This is a genomic window from Neorhizobium galegae (assembly GCF_017877055.1).
GTDB lineage: Bacteria > Pseudomonadota > Alphaproteobacteria > Rhizobiales > Rhizobiaceae > Neorhizobium > Neorhizobium galegae_D.
Window position 1 is genome coordinate 284,688 of sequence record NZ_JAGIPG010000001.1, and the last position, 14,124, is coordinate 298,811.

General features: G+C 62.8%; 10 protein-coding genes. 6 read left to right on the forward strand and 4 right to left on the reverse strand.

The window, feature by feature from the left end; genetic code table 11:
• Positions 1 to 10 precede the first annotated feature (10 nt).
• The 5 genes from J2857_RS01135 to J2857_RS01155 all read left to right on the forward strand — a co-directional run bounded on the left by J2857_RS01135 (position 11) and on the right by J2857_RS01155 (position 6,030).
• Positions 11 to 1,306 carry an ABC transporter substrate-binding protein gene (locus J2857_RS01135; protein WP_210008158.1) on the forward strand — a complete coding sequence of 432 codons (1,296 nt, stop codon included), beginning with the start codon at positions 11 to 13 and terminating at the stop codon, positions 1,304 to 1,306.
• Between the two features lie 173 nt (positions 1,307 to 1,479).
• Positions 1,480 to 2,343 (forward strand): carbohydrate ABC transporter permease, encoded by an 864-nt coding sequence (locus J2857_RS01140; RefSeq protein WP_432420134.1) that lies wholly within the window; start codon positions 1,480 to 1,482, stop codon positions 2,341 to 2,343.
• Between the two features lie 79 nt (positions 2,344 to 2,422).
• Complete coding sequence (locus J2857_RS01145) at positions 2,423 to 3,220, forward strand: carbohydrate ABC transporter permease (RefSeq protein ID WP_210009980.1); 798 nt, start codon at positions 2,423 to 2,425, stop codon at positions 3,218 to 3,220.
• Between the two features lie 22 nt (positions 3,221 to 3,242).
• The gene (locus tag J2857_RS01150; RefSeq protein WP_210008160.1) at positions 3,243 to 4,313 is read left to right on the forward strand and encodes an ABC transporter ATP-binding protein; all 1,071 of its coding nucleotides are present in this window, start codon (positions 3,243 to 3,245) and stop codon (positions 4,311 to 4,313) included.
• A gap of 172 nt (positions 4,314 to 4,485) precedes the next feature.
• On the forward strand, positions 4,486 to 6,030 hold the full coding sequence (locus tag J2857_RS01155) for an alkaline phosphatase family protein (RefSeq protein ID WP_210008161.1): 1,545 nt from the start codon (positions 4,486 to 4,488) through the stop codon (positions 6,028 to 6,030).
• Positions 6,031 to 6,137: 107 nt separating this feature from the next.
• On the opposite strand, the gene J2857_RS01160 is transcribed toward J2857_RS01155, so the two are convergent.
• The 4 genes from J2857_RS01160 to J2857_RS01175 form a co-directional block, all read right to left on the reverse strand.
• Complete coding sequence (locus tag J2857_RS01160) at positions 6,138 to 6,758, reverse strand: nucleoside triphosphate hydrolase (protein WP_210008162.1); 621 nt, start codon at positions 6,756 to 6,758, stop codon at positions 6,138 to 6,140.
• A 91-nt stretch (positions 6,759 to 6,849) separates the two neighbouring features.
• Positions 6,850 to 9,162 carry a xanthine dehydrogenase family protein molybdopterin-binding subunit gene (locus J2857_RS01165; RefSeq protein ID WP_210008163.1) on the reverse strand — a complete coding sequence of 771 codons (2,313 nt, stop codon included), beginning with the start codon at positions 9,160 to 9,162 and terminating at the stop codon, positions 6,850 to 6,852.
• A gap of 265 nt (positions 9,163 to 9,427) precedes the next feature.
• Positions 9,428 to 11,149, reverse strand: coding sequence for a M28 family peptidase (locus tag J2857_RS01170; RefSeq protein WP_210008164.1), 1,722 nt, complete (start codon positions 11,147 to 11,149; stop codon positions 9,428 to 9,430).
• A 177-nt stretch (positions 11,150 to 11,326) separates the two neighbouring features.
• Complete coding sequence (locus tag J2857_RS01175) at positions 11,327 to 12,127, reverse strand: IclR family transcriptional regulator (RefSeq protein WP_210008165.1); 801 nt, start codon at positions 12,125 to 12,127, stop codon at positions 11,327 to 11,329.
• 283 nt (positions 12,128 to 12,410) lie between these two features.
• Here J2857_RS01175 and J2857_RS01180 point away from each other — a divergent pair, with 283 nt between their 5' ends.
• On the forward strand, positions 12,411 to 14,063 hold the full coding sequence (locus J2857_RS01180; RefSeq protein ID WP_210008166.1) for an ABC transporter substrate-binding protein: 1,653 nt from the start codon (positions 12,411 to 12,413) through the stop codon (positions 14,061 to 14,063).
• Positions 14,064 to 14,124 lie beyond the last annotated feature (61 nt).

A 14,124-nucleotide genomic window follows, 5' to 3' on the forward strand; every position in this document is an offset into this window, starting at 1 on the left:
AGCGCCTTCAATGTCCAACAGATATCACAGGATGCGTTTGATTTCCGCGACCGCCGTTGCGCTCGCGGGTGGCCTGTTTACGGCCGGCGCTGCTGCGGCGGACAGCATCATTCGCTGGATGCATGTCGAGCAGGTGCCGGGAAACGTAGCGGTCTGGAACCAGATCGCCAGGGATTACGAGGCCAAGCATCCCGGCGTCAAAGTCGAGCTGCAATTCCTGGAAAACCAGGCCTTCAAGGCCAAACTGCCGACACTTCTGCAGTCGAACGATGCGCCGAGCATCTTCTATACGTGGGGTGGCGGCGTCCTGAAGGCGCAGTCGGAGACCGGCACGTTGCGGCCGATCAATGCGGCGATCGACGCGAATGGAGGGGAATGGCGCAAGTCCGTCAACGCCTCCGCCGTCGATGGCCTGACCTTCGACGGCAAGGTCTGGGCTTCGCCCGTCAGGACCGGCCTCGTTTCCTTCTATTACAACAAGGAATTGTTCAAGAAGGCGGGCGTCGATGCCTCCAAGATCGCGACCTGGGACGACTTCCTCGGTGCCGTCAAGGCGCTGAAGCAGGCAGGGATTACACCGATCGCCGGCGGCGGGCGGGACAAATGGCCTCTGCATTTCTACTGGAGCTATCTCTCGATGCGTGAAGCCGGGCAAAAGGGCTTTGCCGATGCCAAGGCCGGCAAGAACGACGGCTTCGCCGGCAAGCCTTTCGTCAAGGCTGGCGAGCGCATGGCCGAGCTCGGCAAGCTTGAGCCGTTCCAGAATGGCTATCTGGGTGCGACCTGGAACGATGCACTTGCCACGTTCGGTGATGGCCGTGCCGCGCTCATCCTGAGCTTCGAGAATACGCCCGCGACCCAGGCGTCGAATTCGACGAGCCGCAAAGGCCTGCCCGACGACAATATCGGTCGCTTCCCGTTCCCCGTCGTCAGCGGTGGGGCCGGGGTTACCACCGACAGCTTCGGCGGTCTCAACGGATGGGCGGTCACCAAGAACGCGCCGCCTGAAACCGAGGACTTCCTCCGCTACATGGCGAGCGTCGACGTGCAGAAGGTGCTCGCCAGGGATACGCAGATCATGCCGGTCGCCAAGGGTGCGAGCGAAGCGATCTCCAAGCCGCTGCTGAAGGAAGTTGCGGAGGCTCTTGGCAAGGAAACCTGGCACCAGAACTTCCTCGACCAGGATCTCGGTCCCAATGTCGGTGCGATCGTCAACGACATCAGCGTCGAAGTGGTCTCCGGCGGCATGAAGCCGGCGGCTGCGGCCCAGCAGATCGAGGATGCCTATTCTCTGGAGCGCAAGTAAGCGCAGTGCCGGCGCGCCTGAGGTCATGACCCCGGGAGCGTCGGTTCCTGTTTTCGCCTGACGCCGTTTTGCAGCCCGAAAGGCTCGAAAAATCGATGAGCGATACGCTGATGTCTGCCAACGCAGTGCCTGCCGGGAACCCAATTGCGGTATCGCGGCACCGCAAGCGGTCCATGGCCAATAGCAAGTGGCCGGTGCTGATCCTGTTCCTGCCGCCGGCGCTTCTTCTGTTCACGGTGCTGGTCATTCTGCCCATGGGCGAGGCCGCCTGGTATTCCTTCTACAACTGGAACGGCTATGGCAGTCCGACGCAGTGGGTCGGCTGGCGCAACTACCAGCTCATTTTCCGCAATAGCGCCTTCACGCAGGCACTGATCAACAACGGCCTGATCGTGCTCGCCTCGCTCTGCGTGCAGGTGCCGCTGGCGCTCTGGCTGGCGACGATGATTTCCAGCCGGATCAAGGGTGCGCTGTTCTTCCGGCTGATCTTCTTCCTGCCCTACGTGCTCGCGGACGTTGCGGCCGGCATGATCTGGCGTTTCGTTTATGACGGGGATTTCGGTCTCGTCGCCGGTATCTCGCAGATGCTCGGTGTCGAGGCGCCCTTCTGGCTGGCCGACCGGGACGCGGCGATGTACGCGATATTGGGCGTCGTCGTCTGGAAGTATTTCGGCTTTCACATGATGCTCTTCATCGCCGGCCTGCAGGCGATCGACAAGAGCGTGCTGGAGGCGGCCGACATCGACGGCGCGACCGGTTTCCAGAAGTTCCGGCTTGTGACATTGCCGCTGCTCGGTTCCACCGTGCGCCTCTCCGTCTTCTTTGCGGTCGTCGGTTCGCTGCAGCTCTTCGACATGATCATGCCGCTCACAGGCGGCGGGCCGTCGAACTCGACGCAGACGATGGTGACGTTCCTGTACAATTTCGGGGTGACCCGCATGCAGGTCGGGTTCGGCAGCGCCGTCGGCGTGGTGCTGTTCGTGATCTGCGTGACGCTCGCCTTCAGCTACAAGCGGGTATTCATGCGCAATGACTGAGATTTCGACAGCACCGCCCATCGATGCCGCCAGCGCCCCGACCTCCGGCCAGCGCATCCGCGCCGGCACGCAGGTCTACATGTACGTGTCGCTGATCATCGTGGCGGCCATCGTGGTCGTGCCGCTCATCAGCACCGCGCTCGGCGGCTTCAAGACGCTGGGCGAACTGCGCGGCAATCCTTTCGGCCTGCCGACGGAATGGCAGTGGTCGAACTACACGGACATCATCGTCAGCAAACGCTACTGGCTGCAGATGAGCAATTCGCTGATCATCGCGTTGCTGACGGTGTTCCTGACGCTGACGTTCGGCGCCATGGCGGCCTTCTGTTTTGCGCATATCCGCTTCTTCGGCTCCAGTCATCTGGTCAACTATTTCCTGATCGGACTGATGTTTCCGGCAGCGACCGCGATCCTGCCGCTCTATATCCGCATCCGCGATCTGGGGCTCATCGATACATACTGGGGGGTGGTGCTGCCGCAGGTCGCGTTCGGCATGGGCATGAGCATCATGCTGTTCCGCAACTATTTCCGCAATTTGCCGTCCGAACTCTTCGACGCGGCCTTCGTGGACGGCTGCGGCTACATGCGGTTCTTCTGGCATATCACGCTGCCGCTGTCGCGGCCGATCATCGCCACCGTCGGCATCATCTCCTTCGTCGGCAGCTGGAACAGCTATATCGTGCCGCTGATCATGCTGAATTCCGAGAGCCGCTATCCATGGCCGCTTGGCATCATGATCTACCGGGGCGAATTCAGCACCGAATGGCAGCTGGTGCTGGCCTTCATCACGCTCACCATCCTGCCCACCATCATCGCCTTCTTCCTGGCCCAGAAGCACATCATCGCCGGTCTGACCGCCGGTGCGGTGAAGTCCTGAGCCCCGACCCGGAGTAATTCGCATGGCATCCGTCGAACTCAGACAAGTCCGCAAGGCCTATGGCGCACTCCCGGTCATCCACGGCGTGTCGCTGGCGATCGAAGACGGCGAGTTCGTCGCGCTGGTCGGGCCTTCCGGCTGCGGAAAATCAACGCTGCTGCGCATGATTGCCGGGCTTGAGGAAATCACCGGCGGGGACGTCGTCATCGACAATGCTGTCGTCAACGAGCTTACGCCGCGAGAACGCAACATCGCCATGGTGTTCCAGTCCTATGCGCTTTATCCGCACATGACGGTCGCCGAGAACATGGGCTTCAACCTGCGCCTTTCCGGCACCCCGAAGCCGGTGATTGCCGAACGCGTCGCCGAAGCCGCCCGCATGCTCGACCTGATGCCGCTTCTCGACCGCAAGCCGGCGCAGCTTTCCGGCGGTCAGCGCCAGCGCGTCGCCATGGGCCGGGCGATCGTCCGCAACCCGGCCGTCTTCCTGTTCGATGAGCCGCTCTCCAATCTCGACGCCAAGCTGCGCGTGCAGATGCGCGCCGAGATCAAGCAGCTGCACCAGAAGGTCGGGACGACGTCGATCTACGTTACCCACGACCAGATCGAGGCGATGACGCTTGCCGACCGGATCGTTGTCCTCAACCAGGGAAAGGTGGAGCAGGAAGGCACTCCGATGGAACTGTACAAGAAGCCGGCCAATCTCTTCGTCGCCGCCTTCATCGGTTCTCCGGCGATGAACCTTCTCGACGGCACCGTGGACGGCGATGGCGGCGAACCCTCCGCGCGGCTTGGCGACGGAACCGCGATCCGCATAGCGCCGGACCGCAAGGTGAAACGCGGCCAGGCGATCAAGGTCGGCTTGCGTCCGGAGCATCTAAGCCCCGGCGTGGGTGGAACGGCGCTTGCCGGCCAGACCCTGCTGGTCGAGCCGACCGGCGCGCAGACCCACATCATCTTCGACCTTGCCGGCCACCCGGTGGTCGCGATCGTCGATGGCGAATATCCGGCCCGTTACGGCGCACGGTTCGAAGCTAACATTCCGGCCGAGCAGGTGCATGTCTTCGACCGCGAAACGGGAGTGGCCCTCTAGTCCGGCCTTTGCCGCACGTGTCGGCTCGTCTGCCTTTCTGATGGGCCGTTGGTGCGGCTTTGCCGGCAGATGCGATAATTCGAAGATGTCACGCTGTTGAAATGTCGGCGACCTAGAACCCGGCAACGCAGGCGATTTGCGATTCCCGCACCCGCAGAAAAGGTCAAGGACAATGGCTGACATCCGCCCCAACGCCCTCCATGTCATCGTCGTGGGCATCGATGGGCTGCGCCCCGATATGATCAACGAGGTCACCATGCCCAATCTCGCAGGGATGCGGGCGCGGGGCGTATCGAGCAAGGACCACAGGACGGTGTTCCCGAGCGAGACGCGGGGCGCCCTGACGGCGCTTGCCAGCGGCGCGCGGCCGGAAACCACCGGCGTGCTCGGCAACGAATTCTACTCCCGCGACGGATCCGGCCGGCTGACCGGCACGGATACGATCCACGACTGGCGGGCCGGCGAGAAGCGGCTGACCGGCGGCATGGTGACCGCCACCAACCTCTCCGAAACGCTCGCCAGGAACGGCAAGTCGTTCGCGGTCGTGACGTCGAGCGGGCAGGGTTCGTTCACCGCGCTCAACTGGAAGGGCGCCGACCGGGACCAGGCCGGCTACAATGTTCGCCATCCGGCGATCGGCTTCCCGCCAGAGCTTGCCGTCGACATCGCCGAACAGCACAGGATGCCGGCAAACGGTCTTGATCGTGGCGCGGAAAAGCAGGCTGTCGCAGTGTTCACGGATACCGTCTGGCCCGCCAGGAAGCCGGATGTGGCGATCATCTGGCTGACGGAAGTCGACAGCGCGTCGCACCGCTACGGCCTCGGCGCCGAGGGCATGCTCACCTCGATGCGCGACTGCGATGTGGCGATCGGCAACCTCCTGGAATGGCGTGACAAACAGCCCGAAAAAGACGGCATCGTCATTTTCGTCACCTCCGATCATGGTCATTCTACCATCGTGGAATTCATCTCGGTCGGCGATGCGCTGAAGGAAGCGGGTATCTCCGCGGGCCTGCGATATGACGATGGCATCGACGTGCTTTACCGCCGCGGCCGCGCACCGGGCTTCTGGCTCCGGACATTCGACAAGGGTCTTCTGCAGGGCGTTTTCGATGCACTTGCCGTCCAGCCCTGGTATGGCGCGACCTTTACCCGGGCCACCGAGCCGGGGTCGCCTGAGGGCATCCTTGCGGGCACGCTGGCGCTGGGGCTGACGGGTGCTGCGCATCCCCGCGCGCCGGATCTCTATATCAATCTGAAGGGCGACGATGCGGAGAACGCGTTCGGCGTGCCGGGCACTTCGATCTGCGATGCCGGCAGCTATAGCGGTATTCCGCTCGGCGGCGGGTCGCATGGCGGCCTGCATTCGACCGAGCTTGCGGCGGTCTTGATCGGCGACGGCGCAGGCCTCAAAAGCGGCGGACAGGTGATCGCATCTCGCACTGCGATCTACGACATCGCCCCGACCGTTCTCGAAATGCTGGGCCTCCAGCCCGCCGCCAGCATGACCGGCCGGCCGATGTTCGAGCTTTTCGATGACGCCGGAACCGTGGACGCACCCGAAGTCACCGAATTCACGGCATCGGTCGATGGGAAGACTTCGCGGATCGCCATCGGCCATGTCGAAGGCCGTGCCTATATCGACGAGGCGGACCTTCTGACTGAAACGCCGGCAGCGAATGCCGGTCAGCCGAAGGTCGCGGAATTGCAGGCCTGACCTCGTTCCAGATGAAGCGCCCGGCGATGACCGGGCGCTTTCCTAAGTATCGAGACGCCGCGCGCCCGCAGCGCTGATGCAACCGGTGTATGGTAAGCCATGCCGCCTCAGAAGCTGTCGAGTCTGATATCGGCTGCCCGCGAATGGTTGAGGATATAGCGGCCGTTCGGCAGGTCGTTGCCGTCGAGTTTCCACGCGATCCCCGCTTCGTCGAGCCCGTAATGCACCCAGCGAGCCTTCAGCCGCTCGCGCAGCACTTCCTCCGAAGGGCCAACGAAGATCGTGAGGTCGAACATCTCGGCGAGCCGCGACCAGGGTGCCTCGTCGATCAGCAGGTAGTTGCCTTCCGCCAGAACGATATGGGTGTCGGGAGAGATGGGGCGGGCCGAGGCGATGGCGATCTCGCGCGATCGATCGAAGACCGGCACCAGAACTTCCTCGTCTCCCTGCCGCACCGCTCTCAGGACATCCGCAAAACCGCGCACGTCAAAAGTCTGTGGCGCGCCCTTGCGGGGCAGCAGGCCGCGGGCTTCGAGGAGGCCGTTGTCCATGTGGAAGCCGTCCATCGGCAGGATTTCGGCGGTTTCCCCTCGCGCTAGCAGGGCTTCGTGCAGGGCGTCGGCGAGCGTCGATTTTCCGCCGCCTGGCGGGCCGGCGACCGCAACGATGAAACGTCGCTTGTCGCTCGCCCGGTCGATGACCGTCTTGGTGATATCGTCCAATGTCATTGCGTCGAAGCCTTGCGGTTCATTTTGTCGAAATGAACTTCTAGCGTCCCGCAAGGCGTTGACGCAATGCACGAAGGGAAGAGGCGCTCGCCTATCGAGCGCCCGCCCTGGCGGCCTTCAGGGCATCCCAGACCCTGTAAGGCGTTGCAGGCATGTCGAAATCCCTGACTCCGGCCGGGCGGAGCGCATCCAGGATGGCGTTCATCAGCGTCGGCAGCGCGCCGGTCGTGCCGGCTTCGCCGCCGCCCTTGACGCCGAGCACATTGGTGGGCGAGGGGGTCGGCAGATCGAAGAAACGCGGCGTCGGCATGAAATCGGCGCGCGGCATGAAATAGTCCATGAAGGTGGCGGTCAGCATCTGGCCGCTGTCGCGGTCGTAGACGATGTGCTCGCCGAAGACCTGACCCGCGCCCTGGGCGAGGCCGCCATGCATCTGGCCTTCAAGCAGGGTATGGTTGACGACATGGCCGGCGTCGTCGACGCCGATATAGGAGGTGACCTTGGTCTCGCCGGTATTCGGGTCGATCTCCACTTCGGCGACATGCACGCCGCCGGGGAAATTGCGCTCCGGCTGGATCGACGCCAGCGTGTCGAGCGCATTGCCGTCCGGCGTGACGTTGCGGGCCGCCAGTTCCAGGAGCGAGATCGACATGTTGGTACCGGCCACCTTGTAGTGGCCGTGGTCGAATTCGATGTCGGTTTCCGAGGCTTCCAGCGCTTCGGCCGCGAGTTTCAGGCCCTTCTTCACAACTTCGCGGGAGGTGATGGTCAGGGACGCGCCGTGCGAGGCCATGGTGCGCGACCCCATCGTGCCCGCACCCTTGAGCTTGTGAGGTGCATGAACGCTGTTGGCGCGCAGGTTGATCAGATTCTCGTCGATGCCGAGTTCCCTGGCGACCAGCCGCGGCAGCACCGTTTCGTGGCCCTGGCCGGCGGAGCCGGAAAGCGTGTAGAGCGTCAGCGTGCCGTCCGCCTCGAAGCGGATCTCGGTTTCCTCCGGCATATGGCCGCCGCCGGACGGTTCGATGAAGATGCCCATGCCGATGCCGCGCAGGTTGCCGCGCCTTTCCGATTCCTTCCGGCGGGCTTCGAAACCCCTCCAGTCGGAGATCGAAACGGCCTCTTCGAGCATCGCCACATAGCTGCCGCTGTCGTAAACCGTGGTCGGCGTCTTGTAGGGATAGGCGTCGTCCGGGATCAGGTTCCTCCGGCGAAGCTCGATGCGGTCCATGCCGATATCGCTGGCGGCCTGATCGACCAGGCGTTCGACGAAATAGTTGATATCCGGGCGGCCGGCGCCGCGATAGGCGGCGATCGGCGAGGTATTGGTGAAGGCGAGGCGGTTGAGGCCGAATACCGCCGGGATGCGGTAACATCCGGTGCCCGTCAGCATCGGGTTGAGCACATTGATCAGCGCGCCGGGCGGCGAATGATAAGCGCCGAGATCGCAGACGATATTCATCCGGATGGCGAGGAAATCGCCGGTTTCGCTGAGAGCAAGCTCGCCGGTGAACCTGACAGCGCGGCCGTGATAATCGGCGAGGAAGCTTTCGGTTCGGCTGGCCGTCCAGCGCACCGGCCGACAGAGTTTCCTGGCTGCGAGCATGATCGCTGCATATTCGGGATAGGCCGCGCCACGGATGCCGAAACTGCCGCCGACATCGCCCATGTGATGCCGCACCTTTTCCGGCGGGTGGCCGGTGAAGCGGGCCAACCCGTCTGCGAGACCCGTGCCCTGGCTGGCGGAGTAGACGTCGAAGACATCCGTTCTCAGATCGTAAGACGCCATGAAGGATTTGAGTTCCAGCGGGTTGGCGGCGACGCGCTGAGACTCGACCGTCAGCGTCGCGACATGCGCCGCCTTGGCGAAGGCTTCGTCGGTCGTGGCCTCGTCGCCGAAACCATGCAGGAAAACCAGATTGCCCGGCACGTCGTCGAAAAGTTGCGGCGCGCCGGCTTCCAGTGCCGCTTCCGGATCGACGATCGCCGGCAGGTCCTCGTATTCCACCGCGATCAGCTCGGCCGCATCGGCCGCCGCTTCGGCACTGTCGGCCACGACCATGGCAACCGGTTCGCCGACGAAGCGGACACGGTCGGTCGAAAGCGCATATCGGTTCGGTGCCTTGATCTTCATGCCATCGACGCCGGGGAAGGAGACCAGCGGCCCGGGGGCGATCAGGCTGGCCTCCAACGCGTCCTTGCCGGTCAGCACGATATGGACGCCGGGTGCCTCGAGTGCCGCCTCGACATCGATCGACACGATGCGTGCGTGCGGCTGATCGGCTCTTAAAAATGCGGCGTAGAGCTGGTTGTCCAGCACCTTGTCTGCGGTATATGCGCCTTGGCCGGTAATAAACCTTATGTCTTCCCGGCGACCGGTGAAGACCTCATGATCACTGCTCAAAAACACTCTCCCACGCCAGGCGATTTCTGCCGGATGCGCCTCTTCGGCCTCCGTGCCGAGATTCAAACGCCCGGTGGATGGGTATCCCATCCGACGGCCGCAGACTGCTGCCGGCAGCGGACGCTAATGCATGAATTCAACTGAGACAAATGCGATTTTATACTATCACTATAATTTCAGGGTTGCTGACAGGCGTGGCAATGAGGAGAGCATCACAGGTGCCCGCGCCGGTCTCTCGGCACGGGCTTAGTCTATCCGTTGGTGATCAAGCCGCGCGGACCAGCTGTTCGGCCTGACGCAGAGCCGAGATCACGCGGTTCTGGCCGCGCACAAGCTGCGTCCTGGCGAAGCCGAGCTTTTCAGGGCCGAGCTTGTCGAGGTCGGCGGCCGTCGAGATGGCGGGCAATTCCGGGATGGGCAAAGCCGGGTCGTGGCGGAAGCGCTGCTCGCGGGTGTAGTTGAGCGGCACCAGGATGCGGGCGAGCCTCTGGATCACGTGGTTGGCGGCCTTCGGCTCGATCTTGCCGCTGTCGATCCCGGCGTAGAATGCGGCGAGTGCTTCGGCCAAGGACTCGACCGCCTTGCGGCTCGGCGAAAGGTCGAAGCGGTTGCCGGCCTTCTTCTGGTAGGTGTCGACTGTGTGAAGGAACTCCCTGGCGGTCGCGCGCCAGTCGAAGGGCAGGATCTTTGCGTTGGCATTGCGCAGCACGGCGAGCAGGTAAACCTTGATGTCGCGCAGCATGATGTCCTTGTCGGCGATCTCCAGCGTATCGTTTTCGGTGTGCCAGGCTATATTGGCGCCGCAGCCGCCGACCGTGTAGTAGCCCTTCTCCTCGCGGTCCCGTTCCGTCATGGTCGAGGACAGCATCAGGTAGCTCGACAGGCCGATATTGTTGAAGGAATAGTCGCCGGCTCGGTGCGGGCGTTCTGCCTCGGCTTTCTTGCCCGCCACTTCCTCGATGACGTCGGAGAGGAAGGCTTCCGTCTCGGTCATCATGCAGAGGTTGATGAATTCGGTTGCCCAGCGGCAGCCGGGGCTGTCGCAATTGACCGAGGCGACGCAGTTTTCGTCAAGGTCGAGCGCAAAATTGTCGGAGAACCAGGTGGAGCCGGCATAACGGCCGGTCGAGTGGCCGGGCCACCAGCAGATGCGGATCGAGCGCTTCAACTTGTCGCGGTTGGCCCAGAGAACGCGGGCGATTTCGAGCATCGTTGCATCACCGGTGGCATTGTCGCCGACGCCGACATCCCAGCTGTCGAGATGGCCGTGCAGGAAGACGTATTTGTCGGGTTCCTCGGTGCCCTTGATGAAGACTTCCGGCAGTTTCGACTTGAACCAGCCCTCTTCCATGTCGGCAAAGATGGTGACTTCGGTGCCGGTCCTGGCAAGCTCGATCAGCGCATCGCCGCTCTCGCGGTTGACGGCAACGGCCGGGATCGACGGCTTGCGCGGCAGGTCGTCGAGATCGGGCGTGCCCCAGACGGTAGTGCAGGTGCCCCAGTGGATATCGACGCCGGGGTTGATGGCGATGACGCCGACCGCGCCAAGCTCGGTGAACTGCGAAACGAGACCCGGATTGGCGAACCCTTCCGACAGGACCACTTTTCCGCGGACCCTGGCGGCGAGTTCGCCGGTGCCATCGACGGTTTTCTCGAACATGGTCGAGATCGCTTTCGGCTGGAGGCTGGCGATATAGACGATCTCGCCCTTCACGCCCTTCGATGCATCCAGCGAATAGGACGGCGGCTTGGCGCGGAAGGTTTTGCCCCCGGCTTCGACACGGGCAAGGCCCGGCAGGCTGAGAAACAGGTCTGCCTCGTGCATCTTGACCTCGACACCGTGCTTGGCGAGCCGCGCCGCGACCTCGTCCATGGCGCGGTTCACATCGGTCGGATGCTCGCGCTTGTAGGTCGCAAAGCTCTCCACCAGAGCCCAGGGTTCATCCAGCTTCACCGCTCCCAGAACGGCAGATTCGATCTCGTTCATATCCGGTACTCCCCGATTGTTTTATCTGATGAAACAGCGTTTCACAAAACACGAAAACGCTAACAGAGGTTCGAAGACCTCGCAAGCGGCTTCGATGGGCTAGAAATCGCACTGACGAAAACGGGCGCCATGGCGCCCGCGAATTTCCGAATGATTGGAGATAGGCCCGACCGGGCCTCAAGCCCTTGATTTCACGAGGCCGCTTTCGCCGGGGCCGTGGATCGAAAGGCGCTCGGAAATTTCCGCGGCGGCGTCGAGTGCGGCTTTCAAATGGCTTTCGCGGCGCTCCTCGTCGAAACGGGCGACAGCGCCGGCGACCGAGATCGAGGCGATGATCGTGCCGTCGGCGCCGGTGATCGGGGCGGCGACGGAGAAAGCGCCTTCGTCGAGATCGTTGAGGACGATGTTGTAGCCGTTGGCACGGATGCGCTCGAGGGCCTGGCGCAGTTTCGCCCGGTCGGTGATCGTATAGGGCGTGAAGGCTTCGAGGGGCTGGGAGAGTGCCGCGTCGATGACCGACGGATCCGCGTAAGCCAGCAGAAGCAGCGATCCGCCGCCCGCATGCAGCGGGCCATTGCGTCCGGCCTGGGCAAAAAGCCGGATCGAATGCCGGCCGGCGCGGGTCGCCAGAACGTAGCTCTTCAGGCCTTCGCGCACCACAAGGTTGACGTTCTCGGATGTCTGGTCGCGGAGCGCATCCATGACCGGCCGGGCGGCGTAAAGCAGGGCGCCGTCCTTGCCGAGACGCTCGCCGAGCACGCCGATGCGGTAGCCGAGCGCGTATTCGGCGCGTTCCGGATCGCGCGACACGAAGCCGCGTTCCTCCAGCGTGTGGAGCAGGCGGAACACCAGCGACTTGGTCATCCCCAGCGATTTTGCAAGCGAGGTGACGCCCTGGTCCGGGCGGTCGGCAAGCGCTTCGAGAAGGGCGAGCGCCCGGTCCACCGCCGCGATCTTGTAGTCTTTTGGTTCGGTCATCGGATGGTCTCCTCCGGCATGTGATTTGGATTGCTTGAAGCTTCTTGCAATCTTCTTGGAATGTGTTTTACTCGCTCTCAATGCGAAACGATGTTTCACAGAATAAAACATTGAGAGGCGGGTTGCAAACCCTTACGGCGCACTCATTGAGAATTCTGTGAATTGAGTATCGGCGTCGAATGCGCGGGAAACGTGTTCGATGGCCGATTTCGGATTTGCGATGCGGAGGGAGAAAACCCTTCGCCAACAAGAGAATAGTCAAGCTATTCAGAGGAGAACGACCATGAAGTCCGTTTTGAGAAGTGCATTCGCAGCTCTTGTGGTAACAGCCATCGCTCTGCCTGCCTGGGCCGGCGATCCGATCCGCAAGATCACCATCCTCTCCCGCCCGCAGGCCGGCCAGCAGGCGGAATTCCAGTCCGTCCAGCTGATCGCCCAGGAATGGCGCAAGCTCGGCCTCGATGTCGAAGTCCGGGCCATTCCCTGGGAGCAGATGTCCGACGAAGTCTGGTACAAGCGCGACCAGTGGGACTCGACCGCCTGGCAGATGGTCGGCCGGCCTGAGCGCTCCGATCCGGACGAGCTCATCTTCAACCTCTTCCATTCCTCGACCGCCAAGGATGGCTACAATTTCGCGGGCTACCTGAACAAGGATTACGATGCGACCGCCGAAGCCCAGCGCGGCGAGATCGATCCGGCCAAGCGCAAGGCGCTCGTCTTCAAGGCGCAGGAGATCCTGTCGAAAGATCAGCCCTACATGATGCTGGTGCATCCGAAGTCGACCTTCGCTTTCGACAAGACCGTCTGGAAGCCGGAATCGGTCGTCAACCAGAGTGGCATCGGCATCCGCAACACCTGGACCTTCCTCGGCATCGAGCCGGCTGGACCCAAGAAGGACCTGATCATCAACTCGTCCGACAATATCAAGGCGATCAATCCGCTTTATATCTCGGGCAGCGTCGACAGCTGGATCACCGAACTCGTCTGGGACCGCCTGCTGCGCGTCGGCCCGGACGGCCTGCCGAAGGCATGGGCCGCCGAAGGCTTCACCTGGAAGGACGGCACCACGGTCGATGTGAAGCTGAAATCCGGCATGAAGTGGCATGACGGCAAGCCGGTCACGCCGGAGGACGTCAAGTTCTCGTTCGAAGCGGCAGTCGGCGGCGAAGCCCCGATGTACAAGCCTTTTGCGACGAATATCGATGCGATCACCATCAACGGCGATGTCATCACCTTCAAGCTGAAGAAACCGGCCGCCTCCTTCGTGACGTCCAGCCTTGCCAAGGTCAACCTGATCCCGAAGCATATCTGGGAGCCGATCCTCAAGGATCTCGCCACCAAGCCGGAGACTGCGGAAAGCTATCAGGAGCAGATGCCGATCGGCTCCGGTCCGTTCAAGTTCACCAGCTGGGCCAAGAACGAGTCCGTCACGCTTGCCGCCAACAAGGACCACTTCGCCGCGCCGAAGGTCGATCGCTGGATCCTGCGTATCGTACCGAACGCGGAAGCCGCACTCGGCATGCTGCGCTCGGGTGAGATCAACTTCATGGGCGAGTTCACCGGCGATCCGCAGGTGCTGATCGATGCCGCCAAGAAGGACGGCGACCTGGAAGTGGTTTCCACCGTCGACATGGGCTTTCGCTACATCGCCTTCAACGAACGCCGCCCGCCCTTCAACGACCCGGCTTTCCGTCGTGCGCTTTCCGAAGCGGTCGATCGCCAGCTGATCGTCAAGGCTGCCTATCGCGGTTTCGCGGTCGCCTCGAACTCCATCGTCTCTCCGGCGCTCGAATACTGGCATGACAAGTCGGTCGTCGACAGCTTCAAGGCCGGACAGGCCGTTGCGGCCAAGACCCTGAAGGATGCCGGCTATACGCTGGACGGTGGCAAGCTTCGCTATCCGGGCGATACCAAGGAAACCGTCGTCGCCAAGTAATCCTCGCGGAGGCGGCGGGCTCTCCTGGCGCCGCCTCCCTTTTTTGCCTGACGCTTGACAT

Bases quoted from the DNA above. Each gene is read 5' to 3' on its own strand.
- J2857_RS01140 (WP_432420134.1), top strand. From the start codon at position 1,480: ATGGCCAATAGCAAGTGGCCGGTGCTGATCCTGTTCCTGCCGCCGGCG.
- J2857_RS01135 (WP_210008158.1), top strand. From the start codon at position 11: ATGTCCAACAGATATCACAGGATGCGTTTGATTTCCGCGACCGCCGTT.
- J2857_RS01160 (WP_210008162.1), bottom strand. From the start codon at position 6,758: ATGACATTGGACGATATCACCAAGACGGTCATCGACCGGGCGAGCGAC.
- J2857_RS01145 (WP_210009980.1), top strand. From the start codon at position 2,423: ATGTACGTGTCGCTGATCATCGTGGCGGCCATCGTGGTCGTGCCGCTC.
- J2857_RS01150 (WP_210008160.1), top strand. From the start codon at position 3,243: ATGGCATCCGTCGAACTCAGACAAGTCCGCAAGGCCTATGGCGCACTC.
- J2857_RS01170 (WP_210008164.1), bottom strand. From the start codon at position 11,149: ATGAACGAGATCGAATCTGCCGTTCTGGGAGCGGTGAAGCTGGATGAA.
- J2857_RS01155 (WP_210008161.1), top strand. From the start codon at position 4,486: ATGGCTGACATCCGCCCCAACGCCCTCCATGTCATCGTCGTGGGCATC.
- J2857_RS01180 (WP_210008166.1), top strand. From the start codon at position 12,411: ATGAAGTCCGTTTTGAGAAGTGCATTCGCAGCTCTTGTGGTAACAGCC.
- J2857_RS01175 (WP_210008165.1), bottom strand. From the start codon at position 12,127: ATGACCGAACCAAAAGACTACAAGATCGCGGCGGTGGACCGGGCGCTC.